General features: G+C 68.0%; 20 protein-coding genes. 16 read left to right on the forward strand and 4 right to left on the reverse strand.

Annotated features, from left to right (window positions below):
• The first annotated feature begins 15 nt into the window (after positions 1-15).
• The 3 genes from OG976_RS25365 to nusB are packed head-to-tail and all read left to right on the forward strand — an operon-like array spanning position 16 to position 2,229.
• A complete protein-coding gene (locus OG976_RS25365; RefSeq protein ID WP_328355340.1) occupies positions 16-1,155 on the forward strand; it encodes a M24 family metallopeptidase in 1,140 nt (379 codons plus the stop codon).
• Positions 1,156-1,169: 14 nt separating this feature from the next.
• On the forward strand, positions 1,170-1,733 hold the full coding sequence (efp, locus tag OG976_RS25370) for an elongation factor P (protein WP_328355343.1): 564 nt from the start codon (positions 1,170-1,172) through the stop codon (positions 1,731-1,733).
• A gap of 1 nt (position 1,734) precedes the next feature.
• Positions 1,735-2,229 (forward strand): transcription antitermination factor NusB, encoded by a 495-nt coding sequence (nusB, locus tag OG976_RS25375; protein WP_328355346.1) that lies wholly within the window; start codon positions 1,735-1,737, stop codon positions 2,227-2,229.
• A 21-nt stretch (positions 2,230-2,250) separates the two neighbouring features.
• Here the strand turns inward: nusB and OG976_RS25380 are convergent, their stop codons facing one another.
• On the reverse strand, positions 2,251-3,453 hold the full coding sequence (locus OG976_RS25380; RefSeq protein ID WP_328355349.1) for a serine hydrolase domain-containing protein: 1,203 nt from the start codon (positions 3,451-3,453) through the stop codon (positions 2,251-2,253).
• A gap of 122 nt (positions 3,454-3,575) precedes the next feature.
• On the opposite strand from OG976_RS25380, the gene pyrR reads away from it, so the two are divergent.
• The 7 genes from pyrR to pyrF all read left to right on the forward strand — a co-directional run bounded on the left by pyrR (position 3,576) and on the right by pyrF (position 12,322).
• Complete coding sequence (gene pyrR, locus OG976_RS25385) at positions 3,576-4,142, forward strand: bifunctional pyr operon transcriptional regulator/uracil phosphoribosyltransferase PyrR (protein ID WP_328355352.1); 567 nt, start codon at positions 3,576-3,578, stop codon at positions 4,140-4,142.
• Positions 4,139-5,092 carry an aspartate carbamoyltransferase catalytic subunit gene (locus OG976_RS25390; RefSeq protein WP_328355354.1) on the forward strand — a complete coding sequence of 318 codons (954 nt, stop codon included), beginning with the start codon at positions 4,139-4,141 and terminating at the stop codon, positions 5,090-5,092. Before pyrR ends, OG976_RS25390 begins: the two co-directional genes overlap by 4 nt.
• Positions 5,089-6,396: a dihydroorotase gene (locus tag OG976_RS25395; RefSeq protein WP_328355356.1), complete on the forward strand. Its 1,308-nt coding sequence runs from the start codon at positions 5,089-5,091 to the stop codon at positions 6,394-6,396. The genes OG976_RS25390 and OG976_RS25395 overlap by 4 nt, the downstream gene beginning before the upstream one ends.
• Positions 6,393-6,920: a PH-like domain-containing protein gene (locus OG976_RS25400; RefSeq protein WP_328355359.1), complete on the forward strand. Its 528-nt coding sequence runs from the start codon at positions 6,393-6,395 to the stop codon at positions 6,918-6,920. Before OG976_RS25395 ends, OG976_RS25400 begins: the two co-directional genes overlap by 4 nt.
• Positions 6,917-8,038 carry a glutamine-hydrolyzing carbamoyl-phosphate synthase small subunit gene (gene carA / locus OG976_RS25405; RefSeq protein ID WP_442930391.1) on the forward strand — a complete coding sequence of 374 codons (1,122 nt, stop codon included), beginning with the start codon at positions 6,917-6,919 and terminating at the stop codon, positions 8,036-8,038. The genes OG976_RS25400 and carA overlap by 4 nt, the downstream gene beginning before the upstream one ends.
• Before the next feature lie 86 nt (positions 8,039-8,124).
• Entirely contained in the window at positions 8,125-11,466 is a 3,342-nt protein-coding gene (carB, locus tag OG976_RS25410; RefSeq protein WP_328355365.1) for a carbamoyl-phosphate synthase large subunit, read from the forward strand.
• Entirely contained in the window at positions 11,459-12,322 is an 864-nt protein-coding gene (gene pyrF / locus OG976_RS25415; protein WP_328355368.1) for an orotidine-5'-phosphate decarboxylase, read from the forward strand. The genes carB and pyrF overlap by 8 nt, the downstream gene beginning before the upstream one ends.
• An 18-nt stretch (positions 12,323-12,340) precedes the next feature.
• Here pyrF and ctaD read toward each other — a convergent pair whose 3' ends face one another.
• Positions 12,341-14,068, reverse strand: coding sequence for an aa3-type cytochrome oxidase subunit I (gene ctaD / locus OG976_RS25420; protein WP_328364014.1), 1,728 nt, complete (start codon positions 14,066-14,068; stop codon positions 12,341-12,343).
• A gap of 482 nt (positions 14,069-14,550) precedes the next feature.
• On the opposite strand from ctaD, the gene mihF reads away from it, so the two are divergent.
• From mihF to metK, 5 genes are all read left to right on the forward strand, one after another.
• On the forward strand, positions 14,551-14,874 hold the full coding sequence (gene mihF / locus OG976_RS25425; protein WP_057165041.1) for an integration host factor, actinobacterial type: 324 nt from the start codon (positions 14,551-14,553) through the stop codon (positions 14,872-14,874).
• 2 nt (positions 14,875-14,876) lie between these two features.
• Positions 14,877-15,467 carry a guanylate kinase gene (gene gmk / locus OG976_RS25430; RefSeq protein WP_328355381.1) on the forward strand — a complete coding sequence of 197 codons (591 nt, stop codon included), beginning with the start codon at positions 14,877-14,879 and terminating at the stop codon, positions 15,465-15,467.
• A 96-nt stretch (positions 15,468-15,563) separates the two neighbouring features.
• A complete protein-coding gene (gene rpoZ / locus OG976_RS25435; RefSeq protein WP_059019942.1) occupies positions 15,564-15,866 on the forward strand; it encodes a DNA-directed RNA polymerase subunit omega in 303 nt (100 codons plus the stop codon).
• Between the two features lie 22 nt (positions 15,867-15,888).
• Positions 15,889-17,136 (forward strand): bifunctional phosphopantothenoylcysteine decarboxylase/phosphopantothenate--cysteine ligase CoaBC, encoded by a 1,248-nt coding sequence (coaBC, locus tag OG976_RS25440; RefSeq protein WP_328355387.1) that lies wholly within the window; start codon positions 15,889-15,891, stop codon positions 17,134-17,136.
• A gap of 119 nt (positions 17,137-17,255) precedes the next feature.
• Positions 17,256-18,458 carry a methionine adenosyltransferase gene (gene metK, locus OG976_RS25445; protein ID WP_328355390.1) on the forward strand — a complete coding sequence of 401 codons (1,203 nt, stop codon included), beginning with the start codon at positions 17,256-17,258 and terminating at the stop codon, positions 18,456-18,458.
• Positions 18,459-18,532: 74 nt separating this feature from the next.
• Here the strand turns inward: metK and OG976_RS25450 are convergent, their stop codons facing one another.
• Complete coding sequence (locus OG976_RS25450; RefSeq protein ID WP_328355393.1) at positions 18,533-18,928, reverse strand: hemophore-related protein; 396 nt, start codon at positions 18,926-18,928, stop codon at positions 18,533-18,535.
• Positions 18,929-19,003: 75 nt separating this feature from the next.
• Complete coding sequence (locus OG976_RS25455) at positions 19,004-19,978, reverse strand: alpha/beta hydrolase (protein WP_328355396.1); 975 nt, start codon at positions 19,976-19,978, stop codon at positions 19,004-19,006.
• Here OG976_RS25455 and OG976_RS25460 point away from each other — a divergent pair.
• On the forward strand, positions 19,944-20,678 hold the full coding sequence (locus OG976_RS25460) for a lysoplasmalogenase (RefSeq protein ID WP_328355399.1): 735 nt from the start codon (positions 19,944-19,946) through the stop codon (positions 20,676-20,678). The genes OG976_RS25455 and OG976_RS25460 overlap by 35 nt on opposite strands.
• Positions 20,679-20,754: the final 76 nt, after the last annotated feature.

Raw genomic sequence — 20,754 nt, forward strand, 5'->3', positions numbered from 1 at the left:
GTACCGTCGGCGACCGTGACACATTCCCAACGCCGAGACCGGCTGGCCGATCGGCTGGCCGCCGACGGGCTGGATGCGATGGTGGTCAGTGACCTGGTCAACGTCCGCTATTTGTCCGGTTTCACCGGTTCAAACGCGGCGTTGCTGGTGTTCGCCGGCGACACGCCGACGGTGCTGGCCACCGACTCGCGCTACCGCACCCAGGCAGCCAATCAGGCGCCGGACGTGGAGACGGTGATCGAGCGTGCCTGCGCACGGCATCTGGTCGGACGCGCGGTCGCCGACGGGGCCCGCCGGGTCGGATTCGAGAGTCACGTCGTGACCGTCGACGGGTTCGATCTGCTGGCCAAGGAACTCGACGAGCATTCCGGCGCCGCCGAACTGGTGCGGGCATCCGGAGTCGTCGAGGCGCTGCGCGAGGTCAAAGACGCCGGCGAGCTCGCCCTGCTGCGGCTGGCATGCGAGGCCGCCGACGCGGCGTTGGCCGAGTTGGTACGGCGTGGTGGGCTGCGTCCGGGGCGCACCGAGAAAGAGGTCGGCCGCGAACTGGAGGCCCTGATGCTCGAGCACGGCGCCGACGGGCCGTCCTTCGAGACCATCGTGGCCGCCGGGGCCAACTCGGCGATCCCGCATCACCGGCCCACCGATGCGGTGCTCGCCGCCGGCGACTTCGTCAAGATCGACTTCGGAGCCCTGGTCGGCGGCTACCACTCCGATATGACCCGGACCTTCGTGCTCGGCAAGGCCGGCAAGATCGACGACTGGCAGCGCGAGATCTACACGCTGGTGTCGACCGCCCAGCAGGCCGGGCGTGAGGCACTCGAGGTGGGCGCCACCCTGAGCGAGGTAGACCGCGCCGCCCGGCAGGTGATCGCCGACGCCGGCTACGCCGAGAACTTCGGCCACGGCCTGGGGCACGGCGTCGGCCTGCAGATCCACGAAGCGCCGGGAATCAACTCGGCGGCCGCCGGTACACTGCTTGCTGGCTCTGTGGTGACCGTCGAACCAGGCGTGTACCTGCCCGACCGTGGCGGTGTACGTATCGAGGACACGCTGGTCGTGCTCGGTGAACGGGCGCCAGAGCCGCTTGGGCGGCGACATGAGACAACCGAGCTGATCACCCGGTTCCCCAAGGAACTGACCATCTTGACCTAGGAGAACGACCGACCGTGGCATCTACTGCCGATTTCAAGAACGGCCTCGTGCTGAACATCGACGGCCAGCTGTGGACCATCACCGAGTTCCAGCATGTCAAGCCCGGCAAGGGCCCCGCCTTCGTGCGCACCAAGCTGAAGAACGTGCTCTCGGGCAAGGTCGTCGACAAGACCTACAACGCCGGCGTGAAGGTGGAGATCGCGACCGTCGACCGGCGCGACGCCACCTACCTCTACCGCGACGGTTCCGACTTCGTGTTCATGGATTCCGAAGACTACGAGCAGCATCCGCTACCCGAGGCGCTGGTCGGCCGGGCCGCGGGCTTCCTGCTCGAGGGCATGCCGGTGCAGATCGCCTTCAACGAGGGTGCGCCGCTGTACCTGGAACTGCCGGTGACCGTCGAGCTGCTGGTCAGCCACACCGAACCCGGTCTGCAGGGCGATCGCTCCAGCGCGGGTACCAAGCCCGCGACGCTGGAGACCGGCGCCGAGATCCAGGTGCCCCTTTTCATCAATACCGGCGACAAGCTCAAGGTTGACTCCCGCGACGGAAACTATCTGGGCCGCGTGAACTCCTAGCATGGCTGACCGCAAGGGTGACAAGGGTCGCCATCAGGCGCGCAAGCGCGCCGTCGACCTGCTCTTCGAAGCCGAGGCCCGTGGCCTGACCGCCACCGAGGTGGCCGACTCGCGCATCGCGCTGGCCGAGTCGAATACCGAGGACGTCTCGGTGCTCAACCCGTACACGGTGACGGTGGCCCGCGGTGTCAGTGAGCACACCGCGCACATCGACGACTTGATCACCTCCCATCTGCAGGGCTGGACCCTCGAGCGGCTGCCCGCTGTCGACCGCGCGATCCTGCGGGTCGCGGTGTGGGAGTTGCTGCACGCCGACGATGTTCCGGAGCCGGTGGCCGTCGACGAGGCGGTGGAACTGGCCAAGGAGCTGTCCACCGACGAGTCGCCCGGCTTCGTCAACGGGGTACTCGGCCAGGTGATGCTGGTGACCCCGCAGATCCGCGCCGCCGCCGACGCGGTGCGGGGTGCGGTCCAGGGGAGTGCCCAGGAGGCGTAGCGGCCCGCCGGACGGTCTGACCTACAGCCCCAGCGCGGCGTAGGTACGGCGCACGAACTTCGGCTGCGCCGACTGCAGCTTGACCTGCGAGGTGTTACCCGCCACCGCGGCCGCGGGCGCGCTGAGGTTCGGATAGTTCTGGATCAGGTAGATCAGGATCAGATCGTTGGCCGGGTCGGCCTGCCACCACGTGCCGTAGGCGCCCGGCCAACTGAACGTGCCTTCGCCGCCTGGTCCGTACAACTGTGTCGACTTCGCCGGATCGGTCACCACCGACAAGTTCAGGCCGAACCCGCGGCCGACCCAGAACGGCATCCCCAGGAACGGGTAGTTCTTCTGCTCGGCGGTCAACCGGTCGGTGCGCATCAGGCGCACTGAGTCCCCGGAGAGCACCCGCACCCCGTCGACCTCGCCGCCGCCTAACAACATTCGGGCGAACCGCAGGTAGTCGTCAACGGTGGTCACCAGGCTGGCCCCACCCTGGCAGAACCGGGGCTCGATCACCGGGATCGGGCCCATGGCGTCGTGGTGCAGCCCGGTCTCCTCATCGAGGCGGTACATAGTGGCCGCCCGGGCACGTTTGGCCGGGGCGATGAAGAACCCGGTGTCAGGCATGCCCAGGGGCTCGAAGATCCGCTCCGTGAGCACGGCGTGCAGCGACTTGCCTTCGATCCGCGAGACGACGATGCCGAGCACGTCGGTGGCGTGACTGTAGGTCAGCCGCTCGCCGGGCTGGTGCACCAGGGGCAGCTGCGCGATCTCGGCCAGCCAGTGGTCCTGGTCCTGGCGGAAAGAGACCTGCGCGTACGCCCGGCTGAGCGGCCCGAGGACCGAGAACGTGTAGGCCAGGCCGCTGCGATGGGTCATCAGGTCGTCGATGGTGATCGGCCGGCGCGCGGGTACCGTGCGGTCCAGGGGACCCGTCGGGTCGACGAGCACCTGCAGATCGGCCAGCTCGGGTAGCCAGCGGCTGACCGGGTCGGTCAGTGCGAGCTTGCCTTCTTCGATTAGGGACATCGCCGCGGCCACCGTTACCGGCTTGGTCATCGAGGCGATGCGGAAGATGGTGTCGCGTTGCATCGGGAGGTTGGCCTCGACGTCCCGGGAGCCGATCTCGTTGACCTGCAACACTTTTCCGTGCCGCCAGACCAACGTCACGGCGCCGGCCAGCAGCCCGCCGTCGACGGCTTCTGCGATCGAGGTGCGGTTGTCCGCGAGATTCATCGGAGGAAGTCTACCCACGCCCGCCGAGCGGCCATCGCGCCGAATGGATGCTAAGCTGCCGGACAGTTCGACATCCTTTAACGATCCGTCCAGAGAGGCGGAGAAGGAGGTCTGGTCAGCTCGTGGGCTCCACCGACCGGGAATTGATGTCCGCCGCGGACGTCGGCCGTACCGTTTCTCGCATCGCCCATCAAATCATCGAAAAGACCGCACTCGACGGTCCTGACGCGCCACGCATCGTGCTGCTGGGCATCCCGACCCGGGGCGTCACGCTGGCCAACCGGCTGGCCGCGAAGATCCACGAATTCTCCGGCGTCACCGTCGCCTGCGGCGGCCTCGACATCACGCTCTACCGCGACGACCTCGACTTCAAGCCGCCCCGCGCGCTGGAGGAGACGTCCATCCCCGCCGGCGGCATCGACAACGCGCTGGTGATCCTCGTCGACGATGTGCTCTACACCGGACGCTCGGTGCGCTCAGCACTCGACGCACTGCGCGATATCGGCAGGCCCACGTCCGTGCAGCTGGCGGTTCTGGTCGACCGCGGTCACCGCGAGTTGCCGCTGCGGGCGGACTACGTCGGCAAGAACGTGCCCACCTCGCGCAGCGAGAACGTCATGGTCCGGCTGCTGGAGGACGACGAGGTCGAAGGTATCTGGATCGCACCGCACGGAGGTCCTGCCAGATGACGATCAGACACCTGCTGTCGGCGGCCGACTTGAGCCGCGACGAAGCCACCGCGATCCTCGACAACGCCGACCGGTTCCGGCAGGCGCTGCTGGGCCGCGAGGTCAAGAAGCTGCCCACCCTGCGCGGGCGCACCATCATCACGATGTTCTACGAGAACTCCACCCGCACCCGGGTGTCGTTCGAGGTCGCAGGCAAGTGGATGAGCGCCGACGTGATCAACGTCAGCGCCTCGGGATCCTCGGTGTCCAAAGGGGAGTCGCTGCGCGACACCGCGCTGACTCTGCGGGCGGCGGGGGCCGACGCGCTGATCATCCGCCACCCCGCCTCCGGCGCGGCCCAGCAGCTCGCCGAGTGGACGCTGGAGGACGACGGCAGCGGGCCGTCGGTGATCAATGCCGGTGACGGCACCCACGAGCACCCGACCCAGGCGCTGCTGGACGCGCTGACGCTGCGCCAGCGCCTCGGCGACATCGAAGGCCGCCGTGTGGTCATCGTCGGCGACATCCTGCACAGCCGGGTGGCCCGCTCCAATGTGAGCCTGCTGCACACGCTGGGCGCCGAGGTGGTGCTGGTCTCGCCGCCGACGCTGCTGCCGGTGGGCGTCTCGGAGTGGCCGGTGACGGTGTCGCACGACCTGGACGCCGAACTGCCCGCGGCCGACGCGGTGATGATGTTGCGGGTGCAGGCCGAGCGGATGAACGGCGGCTTCTTCCCCTCCGAGCGCGAGTACTCGATCCGCTACGGGCTGTCCGACCGCCGTCAGACGATGCTGTCCGATCATGCGGTGGTGCTGCACCCGGGGCCGATGCTGCGCGGAATGGAGATCTCGTTCTCGGTTGCCGATTCATCGCAATCGGCGGTGCTGCAACAGGTTTCCAACGGTGTGCACGTACGGATGGCGGTGCTGTTCCATCTGCTGGTCGGCACGGACGAGGCGGTGACGGTATGACGCAGACCCAGCCAGTGCTGATCAGGGGCGTGCTGCTCTACGGCGACGGCGAGCCGGTCGACGTGCTGGTGGCCGACGGCCAGATCGCGCAGATCGGCCCGAAACTCGACGTCCCCGACGACGCCGACGTGATCGACGCCACCGGCCAGGTCCTACTGCCGGGCTTCGTCGACCTGCACACCCACCTGCGCGAGCCGGGCCGCGAATACGCCGAGGACATCGAAACCGGTTCGGCGGCAGCAGCTCTGGGCGGGTACACCGCGGTGTTCGCGATGGCCAACACCGATCCGGTGGCCGACAGCCCGGTGGTGACCGACCACGTCTGGCGCCGCGGTCAGCAGGTCGGCCTGGTCGACGTCCATCCCGTGGGTGCGGTCACGGTCGGCCTGAAGGGCAAACAGCTCACCGAGATGGGCCTGATGGCCGCCGGGGTGGCGCAGGTGAAGCTGTTCTCCGACGACGGTGTCTGCGTGGACGATCCGCTGGTGATGCGCCGGGCGCTGGAATACGCCACCGGACTGGGTGTGCTGATCGCCCAGCACGCCGAGGAGCCGCGGCTGACCGTCGGCGCCGTCGCGCACGAGGGCCCCAACGCCGCCCGGCTGGGCCTGGCGGGCTGGCCGCGGGCCGCCGAGGAGTCGATCGTGGCCCGGGACGCGATTCTGGCCCGCGACGCGGGAGCGCGGGTACACATGTGCCACGCCTCGACCGCAGGCACGGTCGAGATCGTCAAATGGGCAAAGCAGCAGGGTATTTCGATCACCGCGGAGGTGACGCCGCACCACCTGATGCTCGACGACAGCCGACTGGCGTCCTATGACGGCGTCAACCGGGTCAACCCGCCGCTGCGGGAGGCCTCCGATGCGGTGGCGTTGCGGCAGGCGCTGGCCGACGGCGTCATCGACTGCGTGGCCACCGACCACGCCCCGCACGCCGAGCACGAGAAGTGCTGCGAGTTCTCCGTCGCACGCCCCGGCATGCTGGGCCTGCAGACGGCGCTGTCGGTCGTGGTGGACACGATGGTGCGTACCGGCCTGCTGGACTGGCGCGGTGTCGCGCGGGTGATGAGCGAGAACCCGGCCCGCATCGTGGGCCTCGACGACCAGGGCCGGCCGCTGGAAGTCGGCGAGCCCGCCAACCTCGTGGTCATCGACCCGGCGGCCGAATGGGTGGTCGACGGCGCCGACCTGGCCAGCCGGTCGGCCAATACGCCCTATGCGGCAATGACATTGCCCGCGAAAGTCACCGCGACGCTGCTGCGGGGCACGGTGACCGCGAGGGACGGGAAGAGCCCGGCGCAATGAATACCGGCACGGCGGTGGCGACGTTCGTCTTCGCGTTCTTCATCGTCGTGATCATCGGTGCGGTGATCCGCCGGATGCTGAGCGGCTGGAAGCGGCGCTCGCAGCTGCAGGCCGAGTTGGTCGGCGAGTTCCCGCCGATGCCCGACCTGCTCGGCTCGGCCACCGTGGCACCCACCCGTGGCCTCTACGTCGGCAGTACGCTGGCGCCGAACTGGCTGGAGCGCATCACCGTCGGTGACGTCGGCTTCCGGTCCAAGGCGGTGCTGACCCGCTACCCGGAGGGCATCCTGCTCGAGCGGTCCGGGGCCACCCCGATCTGGATGCCGCAGGACGCGATCACCTCGATCCGCACCGAGCGGGCGATGGCCGGGAAGGTCATCCCGGGCGGCGGCCGGGGCAAACCCGATGCGCCGGCCGGGATCCTGACGATCCGCTGGCGGCTGCCGTCGGGCACCGAAATCGACACCGGATTCCGCGGCGACGACCGCAGTGAGTACGCGAGATGGACAGGAGAAGCAGCGTGACGGGTAAAGCCCATCTTGTGCTGGAGGACGGGCGGGTCTACACCGGAACCGAGTTCGGTGCGGCCGGTGAGACCCTTGGCGAGGCGGTGTTCTCCACCGGCATGTCCGGCTACCAGGAGACCCTGACCGACCCGAGTTACCACCGCCAGATCGTGGTGGCGACCGCCCCGCAGATCGGTAACACCGGCTGGAACCACGAGGACGCCGAGAGCCGCGGCGACAAGATCTGGGTGGCCGGCTACGCCGTGCGCGATCCCTCACCGCGCGCGTCGAACTGGCGGGCCACCGGCAGCCTCGACGACGAACTCAAGCGTCAGCGCATCGTCGGGATCGCCGGCATCGACACCCGAGCGGTGGTGCGCCACCTGCGCACCGGTGGGTCGATGAAGGCCGGTGTCTTCTCCGGGGCCGCACTTGCCGACGCCGAGGAGATGTTGCGCCGCGTCCGCAACCAGCCCGCCATGCTGGGCGCCGACCTGGCCGGTGAAGTCAGCACCACCGAGACCTACATCGTGGAACCCGAAGGCGCGCAGCGGTTCACCGTCGTCGCGCTGGATCTCGGCATCAAGACCAACACCCCGCGAAACTTCGCGCTGCGCGGTATCCGGACGCACGTGCTGCCCTCTAGTGCCACCTTCGACGAGATCGCCGGCCTCAAGCCCGACGGGGTGTTCCTGTCCAACGGTCCCGGCGACCCGGCCACCGCCGACCACGTCGTGGGCGTCACCCGCGAGGTACTCGGGTCCGGAACACCGCTGTTCGGAATCTGTTTCGGAAATCAGATCCTGGGCCGCGCCCTGGGCCGGTCGACGTACAAGATGACCTTCGGCCATCGCGGCATCAACGTGCCGGTCATCGACCACACCACCGGTGCGGTCGCGATCACCGCCCAGAACCACGGGTTCGCCCTCGAAGGCGAGGCAGGCGAACAGTTCGGCACCGACTTCGGGCCCGCGATCGTCAGCCACACCTGCGCCAACGACGGTGTGGTGGAAGGCATCAAACTGCTCGACGGGCGGGCCTTCTCGGTGCAGTACCACCCGGAGGCCGCCGCCGGGCCGCATGACGCCAACTACCTGTTCGACCAGTTCGTAGATCTCATGGAAGGCCGCAAGTGAGCATGCCCGCCACCGCGAGCGTGCGTGTCGTCGCGCGACACGCCGCCACTTCCGTACCGTCTGCGCACGCTCGCGAGGAGAACTAGATGCCACGCCGTACCGACCTCAACCACGTCCTGGTCATCGGCTCCGGGCCGATCGTCATCGGGCAGGCCTGTGAGTTCGACTACTCGGGCACCCAGGCCTGCCGGGTGTTGCGCGCCGAGGGGCTGACCGTGAGCCTGGTCAACTCCAATCCGGCGACGATCATGACCGACCCCGAGTACGCCGACTACACCTACGTGGAACCGATCACCCCGGCCTTCGTCGAGAAGGTCTTCGCGCAGCAGGCCGAGCGCGGCAACCCGATCGATGCCGTGCTGGCGACCCTCGGCGGTCAGACCGCGCTGAACACCGCGGTGGCGCTGCATGAGAACGGCGCGCTGGAGCGCTACGGCGTGGAACTCATCGGCGCCGATTTCGAAGCCATCCAGCGCGGTGAGGACCGGCAGAAGTTCAAGGACATCGTTGCCAAGGTCGGCGGCGAATCTGCCCTCAGCCGTGTCTGTTTCACCATGGCCGAAGTGCGGGACACGGTCGCCGAGCTGGGACTGCCGGTGGTGGTGCGTCCCTCGTTCACGATGGGCGGCCTCGGGTCCGGCATGGCGCATTCGCTCGAGGACGTCGAACGGATGGCCGGCGACGGGCTCGCGGCATCGCCGAGTGCCAACGTGCTCATCGAGGAGTCCATCTTCGGGTGGAAGGAATACGAGCTCGAGTTGATGCGCGACGGCCGCGACAACGTGGTGGTCGTCTGCTCGATCGAGAACGTCGACCCGATGGGGGTACACACCGGCGACTCGGTGACCGTCGCCCCAGCGATGACGCTGACCGACCGCGAGTACCAGACCATGCGGGATCTGGGTATCGCGATCCTGCGCGAGGTCGGCGTCGACACCGGCGGCTGCAACATCCAGTTCGCGGTCGACCCCAAGGACGGCCGGCTGATCGTCATCGAGATGAACCCGCGGGTGTCGCGTTCGAGTGCGCTGGCGTCGAAGGCCACCGGCTTCCCGATCGCCAAGATCGCGGCCAAGCTGGCCATCGGCTACACCCTCGACGAGATCGTCAACGACATCACCAAGGAGACCCCGGCCTGCTTCGAGCCCACACTGGACTACGTGGTGGTCAAGGCGCCACGGTTCGCCTTCGAGAAGTTCCCCGGTGCCGACCCGACGCTGACCACCACCATGAAGTCGGTGGGCGAGGCGATGTCATTGGGGCGCAACTTCGTCGAGGCGCTCGGCAAGGTGATGCGCTCGCTGGAGACCACCAAGGCGGGGTTCTGGACCGGACCCGACGACGACGGCTGGGTCTCCGACGTCCTGGAGCGGCTGCGCACCCCGACCGAGGGACGGCTCTACGACATCGAGCTGGCGCTGCGGATGGGTGCGAGCGTCGAGGAGGTCGCCGAGGCCTCCGGTGTGGACCCGTGGTTCGTCGAGCAGGTCAACGGCCTGGTGGCGCTGCGGCGTGAGCTGATCGACGCCCCTGTGCTCGACGAGGAGCTGCTGCGCCGGGCCAAGTACAACGGCCTGTCCGATCGCCAGATCTCCGCGCTGCGGCCCGAATTGGCCGGCGAGACCGGGGTTCGGTCGTTGCGTCTGCGGCTCGGTATCCACCCGGTGTTCAAGACGGTGGACACCTGCGCCGCCGAGTTCGAGGCCAAGACGCCCTACCACTACTCCAGCTACGAACTGGACCCCGCGGCCGAGACCGAGGTGGCCCCGCAGACCGAGAAGCCGAAGGTGCTGATCCTCGGTTCCGGGCCCAACCGCATCGGCCAGGGCATCGAATTCGACTACAGCTGTGTGCATGCCGCGACCACGTTGACCGAGGCCGGTTTCGAGACGGTCATGATCAACTGCAATCCCGAGACGGTGTCAACCGATTACGACACCGCCGACCGGCTGTACTTCGAGCCGCTGACGTTCGAGGACGTGCTGGAGGTTTACCACGCCGAATCGCAGTCCGGGCAGGGCGGTCCGGGCGTGGTCGGAGTGATCGTCCAACTCGGCGGGCAGACACCGCTGGGGTTGGCCAAGCGCCTCGCCGATGCCGGTGTGCCGATCGTGGGGACCCGGCCCGAGGCCATCGACCTGGCCGAGGACCGCGGCCGGTTCGGTCAGGTGCTCACCAATGCCGGTCTGCCCGCACCGAAGTTCGGCACCGCCACCAGCTTCGAGCAGGCCCGCGACATCGCCGCCAGGATCGGCTATCCGGTGCTGGTCCGGCCGTCCTACGTGCTGGGCGGGCGCGGTATGGAGATCGTCTACGACGAGCAGACCCTGCACGGCTACATCACCCGCGCCACCCAGCTCTCACCGGAGCATCCGGTGCTCGTCGACCGGTTCCTCGAGGACGCCATCGAAATCGACGTCGACGCGCTGTGCGACGGCACCGAGGTGTACATCGGCGGCGTGATGGAGCACATCGAGGAGGCCGGTATCCACTCCGGTGACTCCGCGTGTGCGCTGCCGCCGGTCACGCTGGGGCGCAGCGACATCGAGGCGGTGCGCCGCGCCACCGAGGCCATCGCGCACGGTGTCGGGGTGGTCGGCCTGCTCAACGTGCAGTACGCCCTGAAGGACGACGTGCTCTACGTGCTGGAGGCCAATCCGCGGGCCAGTCGCACCGTGCCGTTCGTCTCCAAGGCCACCGCGGTGCCGCTGGCCAAGGCGTGCGCCCGGGTCATGTTGGGCGCCAGCATCTCCCAGCTGCGTGAGGAGGGTGTGCTGGTGCGCACCGGCGACGGGGCCAGCCCGGACCCGAACGCCCCGATCGCGGTCAAGGAGGCGGTGCTGCCGTTCCACCGGTTCCGCCGCGCCGACGGCTCGGGCATCGACTCGCTGCTGGGGCCCGAGATGAAGTCCACCGGCGAGGTGATGGGCATCGACCACGACTTCGGCAGTGCCTTCGCCAAGAGCCAGACCGCCGCGTACGGTTCATTGCCGGCCGACGGCACCGTCTTCGTGTCGGTGGCTAACCGCGACAAGCGTTCACTGGTGTTCCCGGTCAAGCGCCTGGCCGATCTCGGTTTCCGGGTGCTGGCTACCGAGGGCACTGCGGAGATGTTGCGGCGCAACGGCATTCCGTGTGACGTTGTGCGCAAGCACTTCGAGGAGCCCGGCGAGGGTCGGCCGGCCATGTCGGCCATCGACGCCATCCTGGCCGGTGACGTGAACATGGTGATCAACACCCCCTACGGCAACTCGGGGCCACGCATCGACGGCTACGAGATCCGCTCGGCGGCGGTGTCGATGAACATCCCGTGTATCACCACCGTGCAGGGTGCGTCAGCCGCCGTGCAGGGCATCGAGGCCGGTATCCGCGGCGACATCGGCGTGCGCTCGCTGCAGGAACTGCACGCCACCTTCGGCCATGGCTGAGGCTGTGCCGACCCCCGAGTCGCTTCGCTCCTGCCCGCCGAGCTTTGGCGCCCGGCTCGCGGCGGCGATCACCGCACGCGGGCCGCTGTGTGTCGGCATCGACCCGCACCCCGAGCTTCTGCAGGCCTGGGATCTGCCGGTTTCCGCCGACGGCCTGGCCCGGTTCTGTGACATCTGTGTGCAGGCCTACGCCGGTTTCGCCGTCGTCAAACCGCAGGTGGCGTTCTTCGAGGCCTACGGCTCAGCGGGTTTCGCGGTCCTGGAGCGCACGACGGCGGCGCTGCAGGAGTCCGGGGTGCTGGTGCTCGCCGACGCCAAGCGTGGTGACATCGGATCGACGATGGCCGCCTACGCCCAAGCCTGGGCAGGGGACGGACCGCTGGCCGCCGACGCCGTCACCGCCTCGCCGTATCTCGGATTCGGTTCGCTGCAGCCACTTCTGGACACCGCGGCCGCCCACGGCCGCGGCGTCTTCGTCCTGGCCGCCACCTCGAACCCCGAGGGCGCCAGCGTGCAACGCGCACAAGTGGGGGAGCGCACCGTCGCGCAGTCGATCGTCGACGCCGCCGCGACTGTCAACCGGGCAGCGCTGCCGCAGCCCGGTTCGGTGGGCGTCGTGATCGGCGCCACCCTGGACCAGGTGCCTGACGTCAGCGATCTCGGCGGGCCGGTCCTGGTCCCCGGTGTGGGCGCACAGGGCGGCAGGCCGGAGTCCCTCGGCGGCCTCGGCGGTGCCCGGCCAGGACAGCTGCTTCCCGCGGTATCGCGCGAAATACTGCGCGCCGGACCGGATTTCGCGGCGATCCGGAGTGCGGGGGAGCGGATGCGTGACGCGCTCGCCTACCTCGCCGGGTAGGCGAACGACGCCACCGGGCTAGGCCTTCTCGACGACCTTCTCGGCGTCGTGGTGGTGTTCGCGTCCGACGTGGGCCTCACGCCGCATCCGCTCCACCATGTGCGGGTAGTGCAATTCGAATGCCGGGCGCTCCGAGCGGATGGTCGGCAGCTCGGTGAAGTTGTGCCGCGGCGGCGGGCAGGACGTCGCCCACTCCAGCGAATTGCCATGGCCCCACGGATCGTCGACGGTGACGACCTCGCCGTAACGCCAACTCTTGAAGACGTTCCACAGGAACGGCAGCATCGAGATGCCGAGGATGAACGCGCCGACGGTCGACACGATGTTCAGTGTCGTGAACCCGTCACTGGGCAGGTAGTCGGCGTAGCGGCGCGGCATACCCATGTTGCCCAGCCAGTGCTGCACCAGGAACGTGAGGTTGAATCCGATGACGGTGAGCCAGAAGTGCAGCTTGCCCAGTCGCTCGTCGAGCAGGCGACCGGTCATCTTCGGGAACCAGAAGTAGATGCCGGCGTAGGTGGCGAACACGATCACGCCGAACAGCACGTAATGGAAGTGGGCCACCACGAAATAGGTGTCGCTGACGTGGAAGTCCAGCGGCGGGCTGGCCAGCAGCACACCCGAGAGTCCACCGAGCAGGAAGATCACCAGGAAGCCCACCGAAAACAGCATCGGTGTCTCGAAGGTCAGTCGGCCTCTCCACATCGTGCCGATCCAGTTGAAGAACTTGATGCCCGTCGGGACGGCGATCAGGAACGTCATGAACGAGAAGAACGGCAGCAGAACGGCTCCCGTGACATACATGTGGTGCGCCCACACCGCCACCGACAGGGCCGCGATGCTGATGGTTGCGTAGATCAGGGTGGTGTAGCCGAAGATCGGCTTGCGGGAGAACACCGGGAAGATCTCCGAGACGATCCCGAAGAACGGCAGTGCCAGCACGTAGACCTCGGGGTGGCCGAAGTACCAGAACAGGTGCTGGAACAGCGTGACACCGCCGTTGGCCGGGTCGTAGATGTGCGCGCCGAGACGCCGGTCGGCGGCCAGGCCGAAGGCCGCCGCGGTCAGCAGCGGGAAGATCAGCAGCACCAGGATCGAGGTGACGAAGATGTTCCAGGTGAAGATCGGCATCCGGAACATGGTCATGCCGGGGCAGCGCATGCAGACGATCGTGGTGATCATGTTGACCGCACCCAGGATGGTGCCCAGGCCGCCCACCGCGACACCCAGGATCCACAGATCCGCACCTGCACCCGGGCTGTGCACCGCGTCGGACAGCGGCACGTAGACCGTCCAGCCGAAGTCCGCTGCGCCGCCCGGGGTGATGAAACCAGCCAGCGCGATCATCGCACCGAACAGGAACAGCCAGAACGACAATGCGTTCAGTCGTGGGAAGGCGACGTCAGGGGCGCCGATCTGCAGCGGCAGCACCAGGTTGGCGAACCCGAACACGATCGGGGTGGCGTAGAACAGCAGCATCGCCGTGCCGTGCATGGTGAACAGCTGGTTGTACTGCTCGTTGGACAGGAACTGCAGTCCCGGCAGCGCCAACTCGGCCCGGATGAACAACGCCATCACACCGGCGACCGCGAAGAAGACGAAACACGTGATCACGTACATGATCCCGATCAGCTTGTGATCGGTGGTCGTGATGACCTTGTAGATCAGATTCCCTTTGGGACCACCCCCGTGGGGGAAGGGTCGTTTTGCCGGCAAAAGGGCAGCCTGGGGCGCCTCAGAAACCACGATGTCTCCCAACATCTAGTTTTCCTACAGCACCTTGAGGAGCACTCTAGACCGTCGGCGGCCGATCCACCTCCGATACCCCCGTCTTCAAAGAGTGTCGGCCGACACACCCGCCGGCGAAGCGACAAGCGTTCGGCGACACGCCCGACACGCCGTCTGCGTGCGCAAAGGCTGAAAATTGGCCACCAACCGGGATCGGCGTTGCGCTGCGTGTGCAACCGCATTCCTACTGGCCAGTAAAAGCCCAGTTGAAGCCGGTTTTTCCGGCGCCGCGTTCGGTCCTGGAGGTGTTCGGGAACACGTCTGAACCTTTGCCCTGGGCAGGTTCGAGCCCGACCTTGTTGGGTCATATCCTGCGGGTTTGCATCCCGAAGTAGGGGGTGGGGTTAGATTTCGTCAGACAGCGTGGGTACGGTCGTCGTCGCTGGCTGAAGAACCCGGCCCAGGCATAACAAATGATGGTGATGAGACGGAGGAACCCCGTGGCCCTTCCCCAGTTGACCGACGAGCAGCGCGCAGCGGCGTTGGAAAAGGCTGCAGCCGCGCGTCGAGCACGAGCTGAGCTCAAGGATCGGCTCAAGCGTGGCGGCACCAACCTCAAGCAGGTGCTGAAGGACGCTGAGAGCGATGAGGTCCTCGGCAAGATGAAGGTTTCCGCTCTGCTGGAAGCCCTGCCCAAGGTGGGCAAGGTCAAGGCGCAGGAAATCATGACCGAACTCGAGATCGCCCCGACGCGTCGTCTGCGCGGACTCGGCGATCGGCAGCGCAAGGCGCTGCTGGAAAAGTTCGACTTCACTGCCGACTAAGAGTGGACACCGGCAGAGGGCCGGACAGCGGCCGCGGCCGAGTTGTGGTGCTGTCCGGGCCTTCTGCGGTAGGTAAGTCGACCGTCGTCCGCCGCCTGCGCGAGCAGGTGCCCGACCTGCATTTCAGCGTGTCGGCCACGACCAGGGCTCCGCGCCCCGGTGAGGTGGACGGCGTCGACTACCACTTCGTCACCCCCGGGGAGTTCCAGCAGCTGATCGATCGCGGTGAGCTGCTGGAGTGGGCCGACATCCATGGCGGACTACACCGCTCCGGCACGTTGGCGGCGCCGGTTAGCCGCGCTGCTGAGGCCGGCCACCCGGTACTGATCGAGGTCGATCTCGCTGGTGCAGCCGCCGTCAAGCAGGCGATGCCCGACGCGGTGACGGTGTTTTTAGCCCCGCCGAGCTGGGAAGCTCTCGAGCAGCGGCTCGTCGGGCGTGGCACCGAGACTCCTGAAGTCAGAGCACGCCGGTTGGAGACCGCCCGTGCTGAACTGGCCGCTCAGGGCACGTTCGACGTGGTCGTGGTGAACAGCCAATTGGAGTCGGCGTGCGCCGAATTGGTATCCTTGCTGGTGGGCAACGCGCCGTAAGGGCGCGCGAGGCCGCTACGGACCGAACAACAGCCCACCAGACCCAGCTTTGACACTCGATCTGGACCCGATCTACACCCCAGGAAGAAGCTTTACGTGACACAAGCCAGCACGGATCACTACGACCCGGCCCCGGGTGCCGCCACGGCCTATGACACGCCGCTGGGCATCACCAATCCGCCCATTGACGAGCTGCTGGACCGTGTGTCGAGCAAGTACGCGCTGGTGATCTACGCGGCCAAGCGGGCTCGCCAGATCAACGATTACTACAACCAGCTCGGCGACGGCATCCTCGAGTACGTCGGGCCGCTGGTCGAGCCGGGCCTGCAGGAGAAGCCGCTGTCGATCGCGCTCCGCGAGATCCACGCCGACCTGCTCGAACACACCGAAGGCGAGTAGTCGCACCGGGCCGGGCTTCTAGATGAACCCGAAGCGGATCATCGTCGGCGTCGCCGGTGGCATCGCCGCCTACAAGGCGTGCTCGGTCGTTCGACAGCTCAGTGAAGCCGGCCACGACGTACGCGTCGTCCCCACCGAGTCGGCGCTGCGATTCGTTGGTGCCGCGACGTTCGAGGCCCTGTCGGGCCACCCGGTCCGTACGGGCGTCTTCGAGGACGTCGACGAAGTTCCCCACGTCCGGCTCGGCCAAGAGGCTGATCTTGTCGTGGTCGCTCCCGCCACCGCGGACCTGCTCGCCCGCGCCGTCGCGGGTCGCGCCGACGACCTGCTGACCGCGACGCTGCTCACCGCACGCTGCCCGGTGTTGTTCGCCCCGGCCATGCACACCGAGATGTGGCAGCACCCCGCTACCCGCCAGAACGTGGCGACATTGCGCGAGCGCGGTGCGGTGGTCCTGGAACCGGCATCCGGGCGGCTCACCGGCTCCGACAGCGGTGCGGGGCGGCTGCCCGAGCCCGAAGAGATCACCACCTTCGCCGAGCTGCTGCTGGCACGTCATGACGCGCTGCCGCACGACCTGGCCGGCGTCAAGGTCCTGGTCACCGCGGGCGGTACCCGCGAGGCGATCGACCCGGTCCGTTTCATCGGCAATCGCAGTTCCGGCAAGCAGGGCTACGCGGTGGCCAGGGTGGCCGCTCAGCGCGGCGCCGACGTCACCCTCATCGCGGGTAACACCACCGGCCTGGCCGACCCGGCCGGCGTCCACGTCCTGCACATCACGTCGGCCGCCCAGTTGCACGAGGCGGTGACCAAACACGCACCGGATGCCAACGTCCTCGTGATGGCCGCGGCGGTGGCCGACTTCCGGCCGCTCACGGTGGCCGCCAACAAGATCAAGAAGCAGGTCGGCGTCCAGGAGGGCCCGACGATCGAGTTGGTCCGCACCGAGGACGTGTTGGCCGGATCGGTTCGGCTGCGCGCCGACGGGGAACTGCCGAACATGCGGGCCATCGTCGGGTTCGCCGCCGAAACCGGCGACGCGAACGGTGACGTCCTCTTCCATGCCCGGGCCAAACTGACCCGCAAGGCCTGCGATCTGCTCGTCGTGAACGCGGTCGGGGACGGCCGGGCGTTCGAGGTGGACAGTAACGACGGCTGGCTGCTGGGAGCCGACGGCACCGAGGTCGCACTGGAGCACGGTTCGAAGACGCTCATGGCGAGTCGTATCGTGGACGCGATCGTCTCGTTCCTGAGTGTCAGTGAAGCGTAGGCGGTCGGGGGATCACGCTCGAATTGCGCAGAAACCTTGCGCGGGACGCGACGTCCCGGTTGGGTCTTCAGGGGCCAACGATATGATTTGCCCACCTAAGTATTGGAAGGGATGTGACCGTGAGCGATAAGGGTCGGCTGTTCACCAGTGAGTCGGTGACCGAAGGACACCCCGACAAGATCTGTGACGCGATCAGCGACTCGGTGCTCGATGCGCTCCTGGCGCAGGACCCGAGCTCGCGCGTTGCGGTGGAGACCCTGGTCACCACCGGTCAGGTCCACGTCGTCGGTGAGGTGACCACGTCGGCGTACGCGGACATCCCCAAGATCGTGCGCGACCGCATCCTGGACATCGGCTACGACTCGTCGACCAAGGGCTTCGACGGTGCCTCGTGCGGCGTCAACGTCGCCATCGGCGCCCAGTCGCCCGATATCGCCCAGGGTGTGGACACCGCCTATGAGGCGCGCGTCGAGGGCGAGCGCGATCCGCTGGACGCCCAGGGCGCCGGCGATCAGGGCCTGATGTTCGGCTACGCCATCCGCGACACCCCGGAGTTGATGCCGCTGCCGATCGCGCTGGCCCACCGGCTGGCCCGGCGGCTGACCGAGGTGCGCAAGCAGGGTGTGCTGCCCTACCTGCGGCCCGACGGCAAGACGCAGGTCACCATCCAGTACGAGGGGACCACCCCGCTGCGGCTGGATACCGTCGTGCTGTCCACTCAGCACGCCGACGGCGTCGACCTCGACGGCCAGCTCGCCCCCGATATCCGGGCGCAGGTGGTCCGCACCGTGCTCGACGAGCTCGCTCACGAGAGCCTGGATACCTCGGATTTCCGGCTGCTGGTGAACCCGACCGGCAAGTTCGTGCTCGGCGGCCCGATGGGCGACGCCGGCCTGACCGGCCGCAAGATCATCGTCGACACCTACGGCGGGTGGGCCCGTCACGGCGGTGGCGCGTTCTCCGGCAAGGATCCGTCCAAGGTGGACCGCTCCGCGGCCTACGCGATGCGCTGGGTGGCCAAGAACGTCGTCGCGGCCGGCCTGGCCGAGCGTGTCGAGGTCCAGGTGGCCTACGCCATCGGTAAGGCTGCCCCCGTCGGTCTGTTCGTGGAGACCTTCGGCTCCGAGACTGTCGACCCGGCCCGCATCGAGAAGGCCATCACGGCCGTCTTCGATCTGCGGCCCGGCGCGATCATCCGCGATCTGGACCTCAAGCGCCCGATCTACGCCCAGACCGCTGCGTACGGCCACTTCGGCCGCACCGACGTCGATCTGCCGTGGGAGCGCCTGGACAAGGTCGAGGATCTGAAGAACTCGGTCTAGCCTCCACAACGTTCAAGCCCCGCGAACCCTTTGGGGTCGCGGGGCTTGAACGTCTGCGGGTGAAGTTCGGCGGGCTAGCCGACGAACGCGTCGAATGCCCACTGGAACTGCGGCGGAACGACCTGCACGCCGCACTGGTCCTGCAACGTTCCGAGCGGGGCCAGGATCGCCTTGAAGTCGGCGTACTCCTGCGGGTTGGCGGAGGCGTAGTTGCGCAGCGTCTGCTCGGCCTGCGGGCGCGGCTGCAGGGCAGCGCTCATCAGGACCTTCTGGCCGTCGGGATGGGTGTTCATGTAGCTCTGGGCCTGGCCCTGCACGTTGGCGACGGTGTTGTCGACGCTCGCCTTGCTGCAATCGGGAGCGGCGAACGCCGACGGTGCGGCGATCACCGCAAGGGCCATACCCCCGACAAGCGAGCTGAGACAGATGCCGACCGCGCGCCGGGTCGCGGCTCCTTCAGCAAATTTCATGGGGATGAGTCCTCCGTGTTGTGGCGTGTATTGCCATTCTGGCCTGCCGCGGACTGCCGCGACAAGATTCGCTGGTCAGCCGTGTAGAGCTGCCCGCAAAGCGCTCAGGCCACGCTGTGTCGCCTCGGTCGCTGCCGGGACCACTCCAGCGTAGCCAAGATAGCCATGCACCAGTGTGTCGGCATGATGCAGTTCAACCGTTACACCGGCGGCCGCCAGCAGCTCGGCGTAGCGGGCTCCGTCGTCGCGAAGCGGATCGTGGCCGGCGACCGCGACATAGGCCGGAGCCAGCCCCGAGAGGTCCTCGGCGCGCCCGGGAGCCAGCGTTGCGGGCGGGTCGCTGAGGTCGACGTGACCGGCGTACCAGCGGGTGAACGCGGTGATCGCGGCATTGTCGAGCACCGGGGCGTCGGCGTTCTCGGCGAACGACGGCAGCGAGGTGTCCCACATCGTCGAGGGATACCAGAGCAGCTGGAACGCCAGCGCCGGCCCGCCGCCGTCACGAGCGAGCTGGGCGACGACCGCCGAGAGTGTGCCGCCGGCTGAATCGCCAGCCACCGCGAGCCGCGATGCGTCGGCGCCGAACCGGCCTGCGTTGTCGGCCACCCAGCGGGTCGCCGCCCACGCGTCCTCGACGGCCGCGGGGTAGGGATGCTCGGGGGCGAGCCGGTAGTCCACCGACACCACCAGGGTCTGGGCGGCCACCGCATGCTCGCGCGCCGTCCCGTCGTGGGTGTCGAGGTCACCGACGGCGAACCCGCCGCCGTGGAAGTACATGGTCACCGGAGGGCAGGAGCGAAGCGACCCGGGAATGGATCCCGGGGGCGTCGGCCCGTCGTCTGGCCAGTAGACGCGGACCGGGATCGGGCCGCCCGGGCCGTCGATCTGGTGCTCCTCGACGCGCAGATCCGGGTGTACCGGGCGCCGCGGCAGCTCCCGCAGGCGCCGGCGGGCCTCGTCGATTCCACCGTCGACCGACAACTGGAACGGCACCGCGTCCAGTACCTTCTGCAGGATGGCGTCCACCGGCGGTCTGTCCAAGCTGGGCATCAGCCCACCGTACTTACGCACCCTGACGGCGTGGTGGCTGGCCGCAGTCGTCGCGGCCATCGGCTACGGCGTCTTCCTCGCGGTCACCGCGTTGTGGCTTCCCGACGGTGCGGAACTGACCGGTCGGTTCCCCGGCCAGCCCGCCGTGAAGGCCCTGATGGCCGTGCTGCTCGCGGTGGCCGCACTATGGCATCCGATCGTGCGGGAGCGGCGTTGGCTGATCGCCGCGCTGCTGTTCTCGGCGGGTGGTGACTTCTTCCTGGCCATGCCGGGGTGGAAGCCGTCGTTCGTCCTCGGCCTCGGCTCGTTCCTGGTGGCCCATCTCTGCTATCTGGGTGCCCTGCTGCCGCTGCGTGGCCGCAGCCGGCCCCGACTGGCCGCCGCCGCGGTGATGGTGGCCCTGTGCGTGAGCCTGTTGATCTGGTTCTGGCCCACGCTGACCACCGAGGGGCTGACGATCCCGGTGACGGTCTACATCGGCGTGCTCGGCGCGATGGTGTGCGCGGCGCTGGTGGCGCAACTGCCCACGCTGTGGACGGCCGCGGGTGCGGTGTGCTTCGCCGTCTCCGACGGAATGATCGGCATCGGCAAGTTCGTCCTGGCATCCAGCGCGCTGGAGGTGCCGATCTGGTGGGTGTACGCGACCTCTCAGGTGTTGATCACGGCGGGCTTCTTCTTCGGCCGAGTGCCGCGCGACTGAGGTGCGTTGTCGGCGCGCATCGGTAGTCTTCGACGGTGCCGAACACCCGGCAGGCCGCTGAACACGAACCCATCGC

This window comes from Mycobacterium sp. NBC_00419, assembly GCF_036023875.1.
Lineage (GTDB): Bacteria > Actinomycetota > Actinomycetes > Mycobacteriales > Mycobacteriaceae > Mycobacterium.